Annotated in this window: 12 protein-coding genes; 2 read left to right on the top strand and 10 right to left on the bottom strand. The window is 70.1% G+C overall.

Translation table 11 applies throughout. From position 1 onward, the window contains the following. Positions 1–23 precede the first annotated feature (23 nt). From AB0I18_RS08755 to AB0I18_RS08720, 8 genes are all read right to left on the bottom strand, one after another. Positions 24–4,316 (bottom strand): amino acid adenylation domain-containing protein, encoded by a 4,293-nt coding sequence (locus tag AB0I18_RS08755; RefSeq protein WP_363104671.1) that lies wholly within the window; start codon positions 4,314–4,316, stop codon positions 24–26. After that, a complete protein-coding gene (locus AB0I18_RS08750; protein WP_363104670.1) occupies positions 4,303–4,560 on the bottom strand; it encodes a phosphopantetheine-binding protein in 258 nt (85 codons plus the stop codon). The genes AB0I18_RS08755 and AB0I18_RS08750 overlap by 14 nt, the downstream gene beginning before the upstream one ends. A gap of 44 nt (positions 4,561–4,604) precedes the next feature. Continuing rightward, positions 4,605–6,197: a long-chain-fatty-acid--CoA ligase gene (locus tag AB0I18_RS08745; RefSeq protein ID WP_363104669.1), complete on the bottom strand. Its 1,593-nt coding sequence runs from the start codon at positions 6,195–6,197 to the stop codon at positions 4,605–4,607. Positions 6,198–6,273: 76 nt separating this feature from the next. Continuing rightward, complete coding sequence (locus AB0I18_RS08740) at positions 6,274–6,816, bottom strand: FcoT family thioesterase (RefSeq protein ID WP_363104668.1); 543 nt, start codon at positions 6,814–6,816, stop codon at positions 6,274–6,276. Continuing rightward, positions 6,813–7,700, bottom strand: a complete 888-nt coding sequence (locus tag AB0I18_RS08735; protein WP_363104667.1) for a TauD/TfdA family dioxygenase — start codon at positions 7,698–7,700, stop codon at positions 6,813–6,815. Before AB0I18_RS08735 ends, AB0I18_RS08740 begins: the two co-directional genes overlap by 4 nt. Before the next feature lie 26 nt (positions 7,701–7,726). Next, the gene (locus AB0I18_RS08730) at positions 7,727–7,963 is read right to left on the bottom strand and encodes an acyl carrier protein (protein WP_363104666.1); all 237 of its coding nucleotides are present in this window, start codon (positions 7,961–7,963) and stop codon (positions 7,727–7,729) included. Further along, the gene (locus AB0I18_RS08725; protein ID WP_363104720.1) at positions 7,960–9,042 is read right to left on the bottom strand and encodes a beta-ketoacyl-ACP synthase III; all 1,083 of its coding nucleotides are present in this window, start codon (positions 9,040–9,042) and stop codon (positions 7,960–7,962) included. The genes AB0I18_RS08730 and AB0I18_RS08725 overlap by 4 nt, the downstream gene beginning before the upstream one ends. A gap of 120 nt (positions 9,043–9,162) precedes the next feature. Further along, positions 9,163–10,566 carry an MFS transporter gene (locus tag AB0I18_RS08720; protein WP_363104665.1) on the bottom strand — a complete coding sequence of 468 codons (1,404 nt, stop codon included), beginning with the start codon at positions 10,564–10,566 and terminating at the stop codon, positions 9,163–9,165. An 874-nt stretch (positions 10,567–11,440) separates the two neighbouring features. Here AB0I18_RS08720 and AB0I18_RS08715 point away from each other — a divergent pair. Together AB0I18_RS08715 and AB0I18_RS08710 are read left to right on the top strand one after the other, a co-directional pair. Next, positions 11,441–13,786: a heavy metal translocating P-type ATPase gene (locus AB0I18_RS08715; protein WP_363104664.1), complete on the top strand. Its 2,346-nt coding sequence runs from the start codon at positions 11,441–11,443 to the stop codon at positions 13,784–13,786. Beyond that, positions 13,758–14,288, top strand: a complete 531-nt coding sequence (locus tag AB0I18_RS08710; RefSeq protein WP_363104663.1) for a copper chaperone PCu(A)C — start codon at positions 13,758–13,760, stop codon at positions 14,286–14,288. Before AB0I18_RS08715 ends, AB0I18_RS08710 begins: the two co-directional genes overlap by 29 nt. 17 nt (positions 14,289–14,305) lie before the next feature. Here the strand turns inward: AB0I18_RS08710 and AB0I18_RS08705 are convergent, their stop codons facing one another. Continuing rightward, positions 14,306–15,058 carry an aspartyl/asparaginyl beta-hydroxylase domain-containing protein gene (locus AB0I18_RS08705; RefSeq protein WP_363104662.1) on the bottom strand — a complete coding sequence of 251 codons (753 nt, stop codon included), beginning with the start codon at positions 15,056–15,058 and terminating at the stop codon, positions 14,306–14,308. A 196-nt stretch (positions 15,059–15,254) separates the two neighbouring features. Continuing rightward, positions 15,255–15,893: a sigma-70 family RNA polymerase sigma factor gene (locus AB0I18_RS08700; RefSeq protein WP_363104661.1), complete on the bottom strand. Its 639-nt coding sequence runs from the start codon at positions 15,891–15,893 to the stop codon at positions 15,255–15,257. Positions 15,894–16,050: the final 157 nt, after the last annotated feature.

Below are 16,050 nucleotides of genomic sequence, written 5' to 3'. Positions count from 1 at the left end.
AAGTCCGCCCGGGTTCCCAGAAGTCAGACCTCTCTCGCGGCCGGAGCCGGGAGTATTCCGGTCTTGACGCAGTGGTCGAGGTAGCGGAACACCAGTGCGCGGTCGGCCTGTGGGCAGGAGATGCCGGTGCCTTCGAGTCCGCGCAGGACGTTGTCGGCCCGGACGTGGCCCAGTCCGAGGTCGGGTTCGGCGTCGCTGTTTTCGGCGGCACCGTTGTCGGACCAGGAGTCGAAGAACGCGCCGGTCGTCGCGGCCACGTCGGCGGCACGGGGCAGTCGCGTACGCCACTGCGCCAAGGGGAGCCGCTCTGCCGCGTATCCGTACTCCCGCACCCAGTCGTAGAGGTCGGCCAGCCGGATCTGCGGTACGGGGGCGTGGTTGAAGACCGTGCCGGACGGCGGAGTCGTCAGGGACAGCCGTACGACGGCTCGGGCGACGTAGTCCACCGGAGTCCAGACCTCCGCGTCGAACAGGTCGGGCACGATGCCGGCGGGGATGCCCGACCGGAGCACGCTCCACAGGAAGTCCCGCTCGTTCACATAGCCGGTGTCCGGCGCTCCGACGACCCGGCCGAGACGGTGCAGCGTGACCGGCAGCCCGCGCTCGGCGGCCTGTTCCAGCAGCCGCTCGGAGGCCCACTTGGACTGCTGGTAGCCGTAGACGAGCCCGGGGTGCGGCGGCAGGAACGCCTCGGGCACTTCGGGGGCGGCGCCGCGGGGCGGGGCGACGGACAGGGTCGAGACGAGGTGCAGCGGGACCGAACGTACCGATGCCATGCGCAGCAGCAGGCGGGTGGACTCGGTGTTGGCGGCGCGCAGGCTGGTGTAGTCGCGCATGATGCTGACCGTCGCGGCGTTGTGGAAGATCGCGTCGCAGGTCTCGGCCAGTTCCGCGAACCGGGCGGCACCGAGCCCGAGATGGGGCCGGGCGAGGTCGGCGGGCAGGGCGGTGACGCGCCGCGGGTCGGCGGGGAGCGGAAGCTGCTGGTCGGTCAGGGCCCGGCGGACGCGGTCGGCGGCTTCGGCCGGACTCGTCGCGCGGACCGGGCAGACGATCTCGGCATCGGTCGCGCTCAGGAGTTCGGCCAGCAGGTGTGAGCCGACGAATCCGGTGGCGCCGGTGAGCAGGATCCTGCGCGGCGCGCCCCGGGTACCGACGAGGGCGGCGGGCGTTATGTCCTCGTCGAGCACGGCGTCGGTGAGGACGGCGTCGGCGAGGACGGTCTCCGGAAGGCCGGAGGCCGGCGTCGGCGCGTCCCTCTGCTCCAGGTGGCGGGCGAGTTCGGCGGCCGTCGGGTGCTGGAAGAGCCAGGCGACGCGCACTTCCCGTGCCAGCTCAACGCCGAGCCGGTTGGCGACCTGGATGGCCTGGAGCGACTGGGCTCCGAGGTCGAAGACGTCGTCGTGGGGCGAGATGTGCCCGGCGCCCAGAATCTGCTCCCAGATGCCCGTGATGGCCTGTTCCAGGGAATTGCTGGTGGCCGCGGCGGTGGTGGTCACGCTCTCCACGACGGTGCTGAGCGCGTTCCTGTCGATCTTTCCCGAGCCGGTGCGGGGCAGCCGGTCGGTGAACTCCACGGCGGACGGGACCATCGCCGCCGGCAGCGTCGCCCGCAGATGTTCCCGGACCTGGGCCGCCGTCGGTGCGGGGTCTTCGGTGACGACGTGTGCGGCGAGCCGCCGTGTTCCGTCCGGCAGCACCTGGCCGACCACGGCGGCTTCACGGATCCGCGGGTGCGCGAGGAGGACGGTCTCGACCTCGGCCGGCTGCACGCGGTGGCCACTGATCTTGAACTCGTCGTCGGCCCGCCCGACGAACCGCAGTTGTCCGTCGTCGCCGAGCCGCACCAGATCACCGGTGCGGTAGCCGCGGGGGCTGCCGGGCAGTTGGGGCAGCGGCGCGAACCGGGTGTCGTCCAGCATCCGGTCGCCCCGGTAGCCGAGGGCCAGCGCGTCGCCGACGAGGTACAGCTCACCGCCGACGACGGCGGCCCGCATGCCGGGCAGCGGGACCCCGATCGGCACGTCGCCGGGGGCCAGGGCGGGGTCGTGGAGTGCGGCGACGGTGGCGACCACGGTCGCCTCGGTCGGGCCGTAGGTGTTGAACAGCCGCACCGACGGGCCGACCGACTCCCGCCAGCGGCCGACGCGTTCGGGCAGCGCGGCCTCGCCTCCGATGATGACGGTCCGCACCTCGGCGGGCAGGGCCGCGGCGCCGGTCGAGACGGCGTAGGCCAGTTCGTGCCAGTAGGCGGTGGGGAGGTCGAGCACGCTGATCCGCAGCCGGTCGCAGGCGTCCATGAGTTGGCCCACCGACTCGGTCATCTCGTCGGTGCGGACGACGAGCGTCGCGCCGGTGCACAGGGTGAGGAAGATCTCCTCGACGCTGGCGTCGAAGTGCAGGGGCGCGAACTGCAGGACACGGTCGTCCTGGCGCAGCCCGTAGCGGTGGGCCGCACCGGCGACGAAGGTGGCCAGCGCGCCGTGGCTGATCTCCACGCCCTTGGGTCGGCCGGTGGATCCCGAGGTGTGGATGACGTACGCCGGATCGTCCGCGGCGCCCGCGGCCGAGGCCGGTGCCAGGACATCGGCGTCCGGGGAGTCGAGCAGCAGCACGTCACGGTCCGGGAACCGGGCGGCGTACGCGCCGGTGGTGAGGACGAGGGCCGGTTTCGCGTCCTCCAGGAGCGCCGCCGTACGGGACTCCGGGGCGCCCGGGTCGAGCGGGCAGTACGCGGCCCCGGAGAGCAGGACGCCGAGGATCGCGGTGACGGCGTCGATGCCGCGCGGCAGGACGACGGCCACCAGCGCGTCCGGTCCGACGTGCTGGGTCGCGAGCCGCCGCGCGAGGTGCCGTGCGGAGCCGAACAGCTCCGCGTAGGTGATGTGCTGCCCGTCGTGTTCGACGGCGGTGGCGCCGCCCCGCCGGGCGGCGTGGTCGGCGATCAGGCTCAGCACCGGCCGGGCGGGCCGGGGGAGCGGTCCGCCGTCGAGCACGGTGACGGGCCGGTGCCCGCCGATCACCTGGGCCGGCGCGGCGACCGCCTCGCGCAGCAGGCCGAGCAACTCCTGTTGGTGTGCGGCCAGTTCCGCCTCGTCGTAGAGGTCCGGGTTGGCGTCGACGGCGATCCGCAGGCCCGAACCCCCCGCGCGGTCGTACACGTTGACCGCCAGGTCGTCGACCGGCCCCGCGGACACGTTGTGGACGGTGCTGCGGTGTCCGGCGAAGCGCAGGTCGTACTCGAACGGCATGATGTTGACGCCGGGCCCGGACAGCCGGCGCTTTCCGCCGACCAGCTTCAGATCGCGCCGCAACTGCTCGTAGCGGTACCGCTGGTGCGGCAGCCCGGCCCGCAGCTCGCCGGACACCCGCACCGCGAGGTCGCGCAGGCTGTCCTGCTCGTCGACGGCGACGCGCAGCGGCAGGATGTTGCGCACCATGCTCGGCACCCGCAGCGATACCGAGCCGAGGCGGCCCATGGCGGGCAGGCTGAGAACGATTTCGGGCGCTCCGGTGGCCCGCTGGACGTACGCCGCGGTGGCGGCAAGGACCACATCGGACCAGGACACCGAGAGCTCGCGGGCGACGGAGTGCAGCGCCTCCACATCACCCGGATCGAGGTCCGTGACACGGCGCAGGAAGTCCCGCCCCGGGAGTGCCTGTCCTTCGGCGAGGCTTGCCACCGCCGGGCGGTCCGCGAACCGCTCTGTCCAGTACGCCCGGTCTGCCGCGAAGCGCTTCGACTCGCGGTACGCGCGCTCCTCCTGCCGCACCGACTCCAGGGTTCCGAAGCCGCTGTCGCCGAGGGGCGCGCCTTCCACCAGGGCGGTGTAGACCTGCGCCACGCGCTGTGCGACCAGGGCGAGGCCGAAGCCGTCGAGTGCGATGTGGTGCACGCGGTGATACCAGAGGAACTCGTCGGGGGCCGTGCGCAGCAGAGCGTGGCCGAAGACGGGGCCGTGCTCCAGTTCGACCGGGCGGGCGATGTCGTCCGCCATCCAGTCGAGGGCGGCCTGGTGCGGGTCCGCGTCGGTGGTGAGGTCGGCGATGTGCGGGTGCCAGTCGATGCCGGGAACGCTCTGCTGCCAGGGCTGCCCGTGGCCGTCGACGACGAAGCGGACGTTCAGGGCCTCGACTTCGGCGACCGTGTGGCGCAGCGCCGCCTCGAAGGCGGCGGGGTCCACCGGTCCGTGGATCCGCACGTATTCGGCCGTGTTGTAGGCGGGGCTGCCCAGGTCGAGTTGCTGGCCGGTCCAGATGCCTTCCTGGCCGGCCAGCAGCGGGTGCCGCTCGCCGTGTGCGTCAGGCGTCGGCATGGGATGCTCCCGCCTGGCGTTCGGACAACAGTTGCCACCACTGGGCGAACGAGGTGCGTTCCGCGAGCTCCAGGAAGCTCACGTCCGCGCCGGCCTCCCGCCATCGTGCGGCCAGGGTGGTGATACGCAGCGAGTCCAGGCCCGCGTAGAGGGGGTTCTCTTCCAGGTCGACTTCGTCGGGTTGCTGATGCAGGAACTCCGCCAGGTCCGCACGGAAGCCCGCCGGCGTCAGGGGCTCAGACATGTCGCTCTCTCTTGGTCGGCTGGTGGGTCGCAGCTGTGTGCCGGTCAGTTGACCTTGCGTTCGGAGTCGTTCCAGAAGCGGTCGCGCAGCTCCCGGCGGAGGATCTTCCCGCTCGGGTTGCGCGGGACGTGGTCGATGAACTCGTACCGGGCCGGCAGCTTGAAACCGGCGAGCCGGTCGATGAGGAAGCGGTGCAGGTCCCGGGGGGCCGGTTGCTGTCCGGGAACCGCCACGACGAAGGCGTGGACGGTCTCTCCCCACTGCTCGTCGGGGGCGCCCACGATCACCGCCTCGGCCACGCCGGGGTGGTGCTCCAGCGCGTTCTCGATCTCGGCGGGGTAGACGTTCTCACCCGCGACGAGGATCGCGTCCTTGATGCGGTCGCGGATGAAGATGTAGCCGTCCTCGTCGACGTATCCGGCGTCCCCGGTGTGGATCCAGCCGTCGACCAGGGTCTCGGCGGTCTTGTCGGGCAGACCCCAGTACTCGACCATGTGGGCCGGGGTGGCCAGGCACACCTCGCCGATCGCGCCCGGCGGCAGTTCGCGGCCGTCGTCGTCGATCACCTTGCTGCGGACGCCGGGGTAGGGGTGGCCCGCTGCCTGCATGCGGGGGTGGCCGGGGACGTGGTCGGCCGGCGGCAGGCAGACGGCGGTGTTGCCGGTCTCGGTGAGTCCGTAGATCTGGGCGAACTCGGCTCCGAACATGGCCAGGCTCTCTTCGAGCAGTGCTTCGGAGATCGGCGACCCGCCGTACACGATTTTGCGGAGTGTCGTGAAGTCACCCGGTGCGGCCCCGGGTTCGGTCAGCATCATGCGGAGCATCGCGGGGACGACGCAGGCGGTGGTGATGCCCAGGTCGCGGATGAGGTCGATCGCGTCGCGGGCCGCGAAGGCGCGCATCGCCACGACGGTCACGCCGGCGTTGAAGTTCTGGGTGGCCCACCACAGACCGCCTACGTGGAATCCGGGTATGCCGACCAGGGCCGTGTCGCCGGTGCGCCAGTCGATCCAGTCGAGACCCGCACCCGCGAGGGCGTCACGGATCGCGAAGAAGCTGCGATGGGCCAGGACGACACCCTTGGGCAGGCCGGTGGTGCCGCTGGTGTAGAGCTGGGCGACCGGGGTGTCGGGGTCGGCGGAGGGTACGAGGTCGGTGTCGGGCCGGGCCGCCTTCCAGGCCGGGAAGCCGTCGGCGGAGCCCAGCCGGACGACCGTCTTCGGGGGCGCGGCCGGCAGTCGCTCCAGGACGGGCGCGAAGTCCTCCTCCAGGAAGAGCAGTTCGCTCCCGGAGTCCTGGAGGATGTGGCTGACCTCGGGAGCGGTCAGCCGCCAGTTGATGGGCACCAGGACGGTCTCGCTCTTGGCGCACCCGAAGAGGATCTCGTAGTAGTGCTCGGACTCCTTGCCCAGATACGCGATCCGGGCGCCCGGAGCCGCTCCCGCGGCGCGGATGGCGTGGGCGACGCGGTTGCTCTCGCGGTGGAGCTGTTCGTAGGTGAGGCTGCGCCCTTCGCAGAGCACGGCGGTGGCCAGCGGTCGGTGCTCGGCGTGGAAGTGTGCCGTGTCGACAAGGGTCTTCAGTTCCGGGTGGTGCAGTTCGCTGCCGGTCTTCAGCGGTGCTGACAGTTCGGCCATGTCCGGGCTCTCCGCTCTGGGTCGTCCGAAAGCGCGCCGCCAGGTGGCGGCGGCGCGCCGGGGGATCGGTTCCTGCTTACGGTCCGTTCACGACGGCGAGTTTCACTTCGCCGTCGCATCGGCCGCCCGCGCTGTCCCAGTAGCGGTAGGAGGTGTCGGCGACAATCAGCGGGTTTCCGCCGGGTGACCGCCTTTCCACCGACAGGAATTCGATCTCTCCGGAGAAGGAGCGGGCGTTGATGGGGCGCCGGAAATTACCGCCGAAGCGGGCGATGAGGATGTCCGGGAGCTGATGGCGCCAGTAGTCGTCAAGTGTCCACGTACTGAAGTCCTCCAGCAGACCCTCTTTCACCGACTTGGCGACGGCGTAGTACATCATCTGGTTGTAGCTGATGTTCACCTCGACGGCGTTGAGATGCCCGGTGTCGTCGATATAGCAGGATTCCGGGATGGCGAACTCGCACTGCGCCGTCACACGACCGGACTGCGAGCTGACCGAAGCGGATTTGAGATACTTGCAGTTCGCCTTGTACGGCCTCAGTACCTGTAACAGGAGTTCATCGTCGCTTTCGAATTCCCGTAACGGTGAATCCAGTTGGACGGCGGCCTTCGCGCTCATGCCGCGGCCTCTTCGTAGAGCTTGCGCTCGTCGTGCACGGTCAGCCGGAAGGAGACGGTCGGCTCGGGCGTGGTGGTGTGCCGGGCCCGGTGGATGAGGCTGCGGTTGTCCCAGACCAGCAGGTCGCCCTTCTCGAAGCTCTGCAGGTGGATGTTGCCGTGGGCGAAGGTGTCGTCGAGCTGCCCGGTGGCCTCGAAGAGCTGGTGGAGCAGGTCCGACTCCAGCGGCTTGCCGTCCTCGTCCTCGATGCCGACGGTGAAGCCCTCGCTGATGTAGAGGACCGTCTCGCCGGTCATGGGGTGGGTGAAGGTGGCCGGCTTGACGACGGCCGGGGTCTTCGTCTCGACCTCGTCGATGATCTCGGAGATCGGCCGGTACACATCATGCGGACGGATCTTGAAGTACTTGCGCACCGAGTGCCGGCAGTACGTTCCCGCGAGTTCCTTCCTGAGTTCCTCGGGGAGCCTCTCGTACGCCTTCCCCATGTCGATGAAGTAGGTGCCCCGGTTCTTCTCGGGTATCACCTGCGGGTAGATGAGGGTGAGGCCGAACGGGTCCGGCATGAACTGGTAGTCCGCGTGCCAGAATTTGCCTGTCTTCGGCACGCCTATCTGTTTGCCGTCCTTCGGTACATTCGAGGAGACGAATATCTCCTCGACCTCCGGGTGCTTGTACATGGGCTCGTAGTAGGTCTCCGGACGGCCCAGCAGCTCGCCGAGTTCGAGGAACTGCTGCGGCGTCAGGTCCTGGTTCTTGAGGACCGCGATCTTCTTGGTGTAGACCGTCTCCTTGAGCTTCTCGATGTCCGCCGGTGAGGCGGTGGCGTAGTCGAATCCCTCGACGGCGGCGCCGATTTCCTTGCCGGTCTGTGCCTTGATCTCCATGGTTCTCCGCTTTCTGCTGGTGACGGTTACCGGGCGAGTTTCGAGTCGATGAGCTTGGCGGTCGCGTCCAGCGTGAGGTCCTCCTGGAGTTCGTTGTCCTCGACGGTGACGCCGAGGTCACGTTCGATGCGCATGCTGATCTCGACCATGGTCAGCGAGTCGACGTCCAGCCCGGCGAAGGTGACATCCGGGCGGATCCGGCCGGCGGGCGCATCGTGCAACTTCGCGAGGATCGCGACCAGTTGGTCGTAGGTGGTGCTCATGATGCGAGTACTCCTCCTTTGTCGTACGGATGGCTGATCCGGGGGAGGTCGGGCCAGCTCAGGAGGCAGGAGCCCCAGGTGAGGCCGCCTCCGAACGCGGTCAGCAGGACGCGCTCCCCCGGCTGGATGGTCTGGTCGGAGGCCGCGTCGGCCAGCGCGAGGGGGATGGACGCGGCGCCGGTGTTGCCCACGGACCCGACGTTGGACACGCAGCGTTCCGGGGGCAGTCCGAGGTCTTCCGCCACCGAACGCAGGATGCGCAGGTTCGCCTGGTGGGGAACGAAGTGGTCGATGTCCTCGGCCTTGTAGTCGGCGAGGGCGAGTGTCGTGCGTGCCGAGGCCGTCATACGTGTGACCGCATGCCGGTAGACCTCTTTGCCGCGCATCGAGAAATGGTGGTCCCGCGGGCTCACCTCGCCCGGCGCCGACCGCTGCCGGGAGCCGCCGGCCGCCACCATGATCAGCTCTTCCCCGGTGCCGTCACTGCCGAGGTCGAAGTGGCCGACGGCGCCGGGCTCGTCGGGTCGTCCGGCCCGCAGGACGACCGCTCCGGCCCCGTCCCCGAAGATGATCGCGTTGGCGCGGTCCTGCGGGTCGACGATCGTGGAGTAGGTGTCCGCGCCGATGAGCAGGACCCGTTCGGCCACACCGGCCGCGATCAGACCGGCGGCCGTGGCCAGTCCGTACACGAATCCGGTGCAGACGGCGCTGATGTCGAACGCCGCCGCTCCCGTCAGGCCCAGTCTGTCGGCGACGAGTGGGGCGGTGGCCGGGCAGGAGCGGTCCGGGGAGGTGGTGGCGACGATGACCGCGTCCGCGGTCTGTGTGCCCGTGGAGAGCAGCGCGCGTCGGCCGGCCTCCACCGCCAGGTCGGAGGTCGCCTGGCCGGGCTCGGCGACGTGCCGCTGGTTGATCCCGGTCCGGGTTCGGATCCAGTCGTGGCTGGTGTCGAGCCGCTGGGACAGTTCCTCGTTGGTCACGACGTTCGGGGGGACCCAGCCGGCCAGCCCGCACAGGACGGCTGACCGCTCCGGCGGTGCGGGGGGCGGGTCGTAGGGGCTGAACGGGCGTGCGGACATGCTGGACACAGCGGTGTCTCCTCGTGGTCGTGCTCTGGGTGCGGATGTGCGGGTGCTCAGAGACAGGAGGGAGGGGGGCTGCGGGCAGGGCGGGGCAGGCCGGGTGCGGTGTGGCGGCCTCTACCGGTGGGAGTGCCTGCGGAGGGTGAGGATGGCCACGGCGCCGAGACAGATTCCGGCGGCGATGACGTACACGGCGTCACGGACCCCGTCGAGCAGGGCGGCGCCGGCGAGGTCGTGGCCTCCGGCGTTGGCGACGGCGACCAGCACGGCCAGACCCACGGCGCCGCCCACCTGCAGCGTGGTCGATGCCATGCCGGAGGCGATGCCCTGGTCGCCGGGGGCGACACCGGCCGCGGCCGCGATCCACATGCCGGTCCAGGCGGCGCCCTGGCCCAGGCTCAGCAGCACGATGCCGGGCAGCAGGCGCACGTACGAGCCGTCATCGGAGAGGGAGACGGCGAGCAGCAGCGCGCCGACGGCCCCCACGGCCATGCCGCCCAGCATCGTGGTGCGTACCCCGAGGGCGGACACGGCCTTCTCGCCCGCCTGTGTTCCGGCGGCGACGACGACGGCGGGCACGAGGAAGGCGAGTCCGGTGCCCAGCGCGCTGTAGCCGTGCACCGTCTGGAAGTACAGGGTCAGGAAGTAGGGCACGGAGCTGAACGTGGCGCTGAACAGCGCGGTCAGGGCCATGGCGCCGACCAGGCCGCGGTGGGCGAACATCCGGGCCGGTGTGAGGGGATCGCTGGTACGCGCCTCGATGCGGGCGAAGAGCGACAGCAGGGCGACGGAGAGGGCCGCGCAGATCAGGACGGTGCGGCTGCCCCAGCCGGCTTCGGGTGCGTGCACGAGGACGAAGACCAGCAGCGTGATCCCCGCGGTGGCGGTCAGGGCGCCCGGGAGGTCGAAATCCCGTTGCCGGGACAGCGGCCCGTCGGCGGGGAAGAGCAGTGCGCCGGCCAGCGCGATCCCGCCGGCCAGCGGGATGTTGACGAGGAACACCGACGGCCAGCCGAAGGCGTCCACGAGGACTCCGCCAAGCAGCGAGCCGAAGCACAGTCCGCCCGCTCCGGCGGCTCCCCATACGGCCAGTGCCCGGTTACGGCTCGGGCCCTCGTCGTAGAGCGTGTTGATCAGGGAGAGGGTGGCGGGAAACAGCAGGGCCCCGCCGATGCCCTGGACGGCGCGCACCGCGACGAGTACGCCGGCGGAACCGGACAGCCCGCCCACCAGTGACGAGACGGCGTACAGCAGCGCGGCGAGGACGAAGATCCGGCGTCTGCCGAGTAGGTCGGTGGCTCGCCCGCCGAGCAGGAGGAACCCCCCGGTGGCCACGACGTAGGCGCTGACCACCCATTGGAGGTCCTGGTCGGAGAAGCCGAGCCCGCTGCCGATGCCGGGGAGGGCGACGTAGACGATGTTGAAGTCGAGCGAGATGACCAACTGCGCTGTGGCAAGGACGAGCAGGGGCAGTCCGAGACGTTGGCGCGGTGGAGCGGATGGCGATTTCAGTGCAGACATTTCCGGACAATCCCCCTTGAGGTCCACCAGGCCGTGCGCGGTGGATCCCTTGCTTCACGTGCACCACCGCGATAGTTGATCGCGGTGGCAGCGACCCTGAACATGTGCTGCGCATCGAATTCGCCGGCTCGTGGGCTGTGAATGACTCGCCCGGAGCGCGGCTTGTTCTGGATCGTGGCTCACTCCGTGCACTGCCACAAGCCATCTCCCCCTGTTTTTGGACTGGCTCAGATTCCGGTTGCTGAACCGGTTCAGTCCTTTCTCGATGCCGGGAGCCGACATCCCGAGGACCCGGGCGCACCTGGTAATCCAAGGTGATCAGAGGTCGTATCGGCCGTGATTTTCCGGTGCGGCCCGTTGATGGCGATGACTCAACCAAACCCGCTATTTTCGGCCACGTGCGGGGTGGCCGGAAGTTGAATGGATGACCAGATCGATTACAAATTCGATCGAATTGGCGCCGTGTTGTAACTCACTCCCGATGCGAATGAAGAGGAACCCTTTTCTGGTAGTCGGACGGGAAGTCGTCCTGGTTCCCTGTGGTGCCGGGATTTTTCATCACACCGGCCGGGTGGAGATTCTCCCCGGTACCCCCGTACGGTATATCGCATGAGGAGTTCATGGCAGCACATGGAGGCACTCTGATGCCGTCGGCCGATACCCAAAAGGGAAGTTTCGTCGTACCCCCTGTTCTGCTGGGGTTTATCTTGCTCCTGTTCGCGCTGACGGCTGCTTCGTATGCCGTCGGACGCATGGCGGGCCCTGTGGCCCCGGGAATGCACCGGACCGTGGAAGACCCGGGAGGTGGCGGAGAGCCGGGAATGTCGGACATGCACGGCATGGGTGCCGTGGACCGCACAGCGGGGGAGAGCCGATGACGTCCGCGGACCACCGTCCGGCGCAGGACGAATCCCCGGTGACCACCGATCTGATGGTCGGCGGGATGACATGTGCCGCCTGCGTGGGGCGGGTGGAGAAGAAGCTGGGCCGGGTCGAGGGCGTGACGGCGACGGTCAACCTGGCCACCGGACGGGCCCGGATCTCCCATCCCGCGGCGGTGACCTCGCAGGAGCTGATCTCCACGGTCGAGAAGGCGGGCTACACCGCCGAACTGCCGCCCGCCGCACCGGAGAACCAGGAGGCGTCGGGCGAATCGCCGGAGGCCGCCGCCGGCGAGAGCGAGCGGTTCCGGCTGCGGATCACGATCATGCTCTCGGTGCCCGTACTGGTGCTGTCCATGGTCCCGGCCCTGCAGTTCGACTACTGGCAGTGGATCTGCTTCAACCTCACCACGGTGGTCGTGCTGTGGAGCGCCTGGCCGTTCCACGAACGAGCCGTGAAAGGACTGCGCCACGGCGCGGCGACCATGGACACCCTGGTCTCCCTCGGCGTGGTCGCGTCCTTCCTGTGGTCCGGCTACGCGCTGTACTTCGGGGGCGCGGGCAAACCGGGCATGCGTATGCCGTTCAACCTGCTGCCCGGCGCCGAGGCCGGTACCGCCCACCTGTATCTGGAAGCGGCGGTGAGCGTGCCGCTCTTCGTGCTGGCCGGCCGGTACCTGGAGGCGAAGGCCAAGCACGGAACGGGTTCGGCGCTCCGCGCGCTCGCCGAACTCGGGGCCAAGGACGTCGAGTTGAGGGAGGACGGCGACAGTCGCCGGGTCCCGATCTCCGAACTCCGGGTAGGGCAGGAGTTCGTGGTGCGGCCGGGGGAGAAGGTCGCCACGGACGGGGTTGTGGCCGAGGGCAGTTCGGCTCTGGACCTGTCCTTGGTCACCGGCGAGAGCGCCCCGGTGGAGGTGGGCCCGGGATCCGCCGTGGTGGGCGCCGCCGTCAACGCCGGCGGGCTGCTCGTGGTCCGCGCCACCGCGGTCGGTGCCGACACCCAGCTTGCCCGGATCACCCGGCTGGTGACCGACGCCCAGGCGGGCAAGGCCCGCATCCAGCGGCTCGCCGACTCCGTCGCGGGTGTCTTCGTGCCCGCCATCATCGCGGTGGCGTGCACGGTGCTCGGCTTCTGGCTCGGTGCCGGGGCGGACGGCGAGTCGGCCGTCACGGCAGCCGTGGCCGTCCTCGTCGTCGCCTGCCCCTGCGCGCTCGGCCTGGCCACGCCGACCGCCTTCCTGGCGGCCACCGGGCGCGGTGCGCAGCTCGGCGTGCTCATCCGGGGGCCCGAGGCGCTGGAGCGGCTGCAGCGCGTCGACACCGTGGTCTTCGACAAGACGGGCACCCTCACCACCGGCCACATGACGCTCCTGCAGACGACCGTAAGCGCCGCCGACCAGGACGCGGCGCGGGTTCTGCGGCTGGCCGGAGCGGTCGAGTACGGCTCCGAACACCCCATCGGCCGCGCCGTCGTCGCCGCCGCGCGCCGCGCCGCGGACGGCGCGCCGCTGCCACCGGTGACCGGTTTCCGGGCCGTGGCCGGGTCCGGGGTCCGCGGCCGGGTCGAAGGCCGCGAGGTCTCCGTGGGGCGCCCGCGGCCCGACACCGTACTGCCCGACACGCTGCGGCAGGCCCTGGAGCGTGCCGAAGCCGCCGCGCACACCGCCGTGGTCGTCGAAGAGGACGGCCGCCCCGTCGCCGTCCTCGCCGTCGGCGACAGCCTGCGGCCCTCCAGCGACCAAGCCGTGTTCCAACTGCAGGTACTCGGCATCGAGCCGATCCTGGTGACCGGCGACAGCCCGGCCGCCGCCCACGCCGTGGCCGAACAGGTGGGCATCGACGAGGTGCACGCCGGGATCACCCCGGAGGGCAAGGCGGACATCGTCGCGATGCTCCAGGCGGACGGACGGCGCGTGGCGGTCATCGGCGACGGAGTCAACGACGCCGCCGCCCTGGCCTCGGCCGACCTGGGCATCGCCATGGGCAGCGGAACCGACGCGGCGATCGGCGCGGCCGACATCACCCTCGTACGCGAGGACATGCAGGCCGTCGTGGAAGCGGTACGGCTCACCCGCAGGACCCTGACCACCATCCGGGCCAACCTCATCTGGGCCTTCGGCTACAACGTCGTCACCGTCCCGCTGGCCGCCACCGGCTGGCTCAACCCGATGTTCGCCGCCGTGGCGATGTCCGCCAGCTCCGTCCTCGTGGTCGCCAACAGCCTGCGGCTGCGGGCCTTCCAGGCCGCTCCACGCGACTCCGGTCACACGGAAGGCGCCGACGACACCCGTCCCCGGAAGGAATCCGATGACCTCAGCGTCAGCAGCGCCCGCTGACCGCCCTGCCCCGCTGTGGCGCCGACTGGCCGCATCCGGCGCCGTGCGCTCCGCGCTGATACCGACCGGCACGTGCGCGGCGGTTCTGCTGCTGCTCACCGCCTACACGGCGACCGGGGCGGCCGGCGATCCACCGCAGAAGATCAGTGTCAGCGACGGCCGTATCTTCCAGCCGGCCGACTCCGCCAACACCGCGGCCTTCTTCTACATCCGCAACACCGGTGGCGACAAGGACACCTTGGAGTCCGTCTCATCCCTGGACCTCGGGGTCACCGTGCTCGCCCGCACGGTCTCGGAGAACGGCGAGAGCCGTACGAAGTCCATCGACCCCGTCACCGTTCCCGCCGGCGGCAGCCTGCGCATGGACCCGTCGACCATCAAGGTGACGGTCCTCGACCCGCCGTCGCTGGAACTCGGGGAGAAGGTGCGCTTCGACCTGTGGTTCCAGAACTCCGGCCGGGTCAGGGTCACCGCGGTGACAGTGAGCCCGGGCCCACTGTGACGACGGACGGCGTTCGCTCAGGCCTCGCCCATCAACGTACGGATCTCGGTGATGAGCGCGACGAGCGCCGCCCGCTCGGGGACGGTGGTGTCCGGGTGCCAGAGGTCGACGAGCAGACACGTACGCGGGCGGACGCCGCGGTTCCACGCCTCGTGCTCGAACGAGTAGTCGAAGAGCAGGCACTTGCCCTCGTCCCAGGTACGGGTCTCGCCCGCGACCGTGATGCCGCACCCTTCCGGGATGTCGACGGCGAGATGCAGATTGATGCTGAAGTTCCACAGGTCGCAGTGCGGGGCGATCGCCGCGCCGGGCAGCAGGGTTGAGAAGTGGCACTCCAGGAGAGGGCAGAGTTTCTCCGTGTCGACGGCGTGTTCCTTCAGTACCTTGAACGCGGTGGGCACCGTGCCGGCCGACTCCTCGACCAGCGCGCCCTTGCGGAACAAATACAGGGCCTGCCAGTCCTGCTGGCGTGTGAGGTAGTGCTCGTAGTCCGAGAACGCGTTCCGGCGGGCCGTCCAGGCGGTTTCCAGTTCTGACTTGATCGAGGCGTGATTCGCCTCCAACGCGTGTACCACCGGGCTCAGTTCGGGGTGCCCGTACGGATCGTGCCAGGGCTGCTGAGAAATTCCCGGCATAACCCACTTGGCGCCCTTCTGGAGAGGATGCCGTTGCTGGGTCTTCGCCCCCACCATCTCCTCGACCCGCACGATCGATTCCGATCCGTACACGTCCCGAATCGCGGCGAAGGCGTTCTCTATCTCCGGTGTCACAGATATCTCCAGGATTCCGAGGTCCGAGGTCCGAATCTCCGCCCGGACAGCAAGGGGCGTACCCCCGCCGTCCGGGCGGAAAGCGCTTGCTGGCGCGGTAGTGGAGGCGCGGGCGGAACGGAACGCGCCCCGCACGCTCCCAGTGCTTCCGATTCTCGACAGGAGCCGGGAACCAGACGCCCCCGCGCCCCGACTACTAGTAGGGACAGTTGAATTCCCGCTCCTGACGTTCCGGCTCCCCGGATGCCTCCGCGGCCCACAGCAAGGCGTTCAGGTCCTCGCGGGCCCGGGCCACCCGGGAGCGGACGGTACCGATCGGACATCCCACGGCGGAGGCGGCGTCGGCATAGGACAGTCCGAGGAGCTGGGTCAGTACGAACGCCTCGCGGCGCGGGGCATCGAGCTCGTCGAGCAGGTCGAGCAGCGCCACGCCCTCCTCGAAACCCGGCAGACCGGACGGCTGGGTACTTTCGGCCGCGGTCCGCCAGTCGGCGGTCTCGGCGACCTGGGGGCGGGCGGAGGCGTACCGGTAGCGGTCGATGACCGACCGGCGGGCGATCGCCATGAGCCAGGTGCGGACGCCCGAACGGCCGGCAAACTGCGGCAGGCTGTTCAGGGCGCGCAGGAAGGCGTCCTGGGCCAGGTCGTCGGCGCCGTGCGTGTCGCCACTGAGGTGTGCCACGAACCGCCAGACGTCGCTGTAGGTCGCCCGGACGAAGCGCTCGACGGCCATGGGATCGCCGTTGCGGGCGGCCAGCGCCCAGTCGGTCACTTCTTCTTCGTCGTTCCCCGGACCGGATGGCCTCGGGGCAAGCCCGGCAAGGGCAGGGATCATCGCAAAAGGTCCTTCGGGATGCTGCCGGCGCGCGCCAGGGAACGACGGGACGCGGCCCGGCAGTCGGGGCACTCCGGACGCGTCGCGTCCACGGCGGGTGGGCACGCCGGAGCGCCATGGGCCAAGGGCCGGCGTGCGGTGCGGTTCGGTGCCGCCG

Source organism: Streptomyces sp. NPDC050704 (assembly GCF_040654355.1).
Taxonomy (GTDB): domain Bacteria; phylum Actinomycetota; class Actinomycetes; order Streptomycetales; family Streptomycetaceae; genus Streptomyces.
The sequence above is the reverse complement of the archived record's forward strand: the minus strand, read 5'-3'. Positions and strand labels throughout refer to the sequence as shown.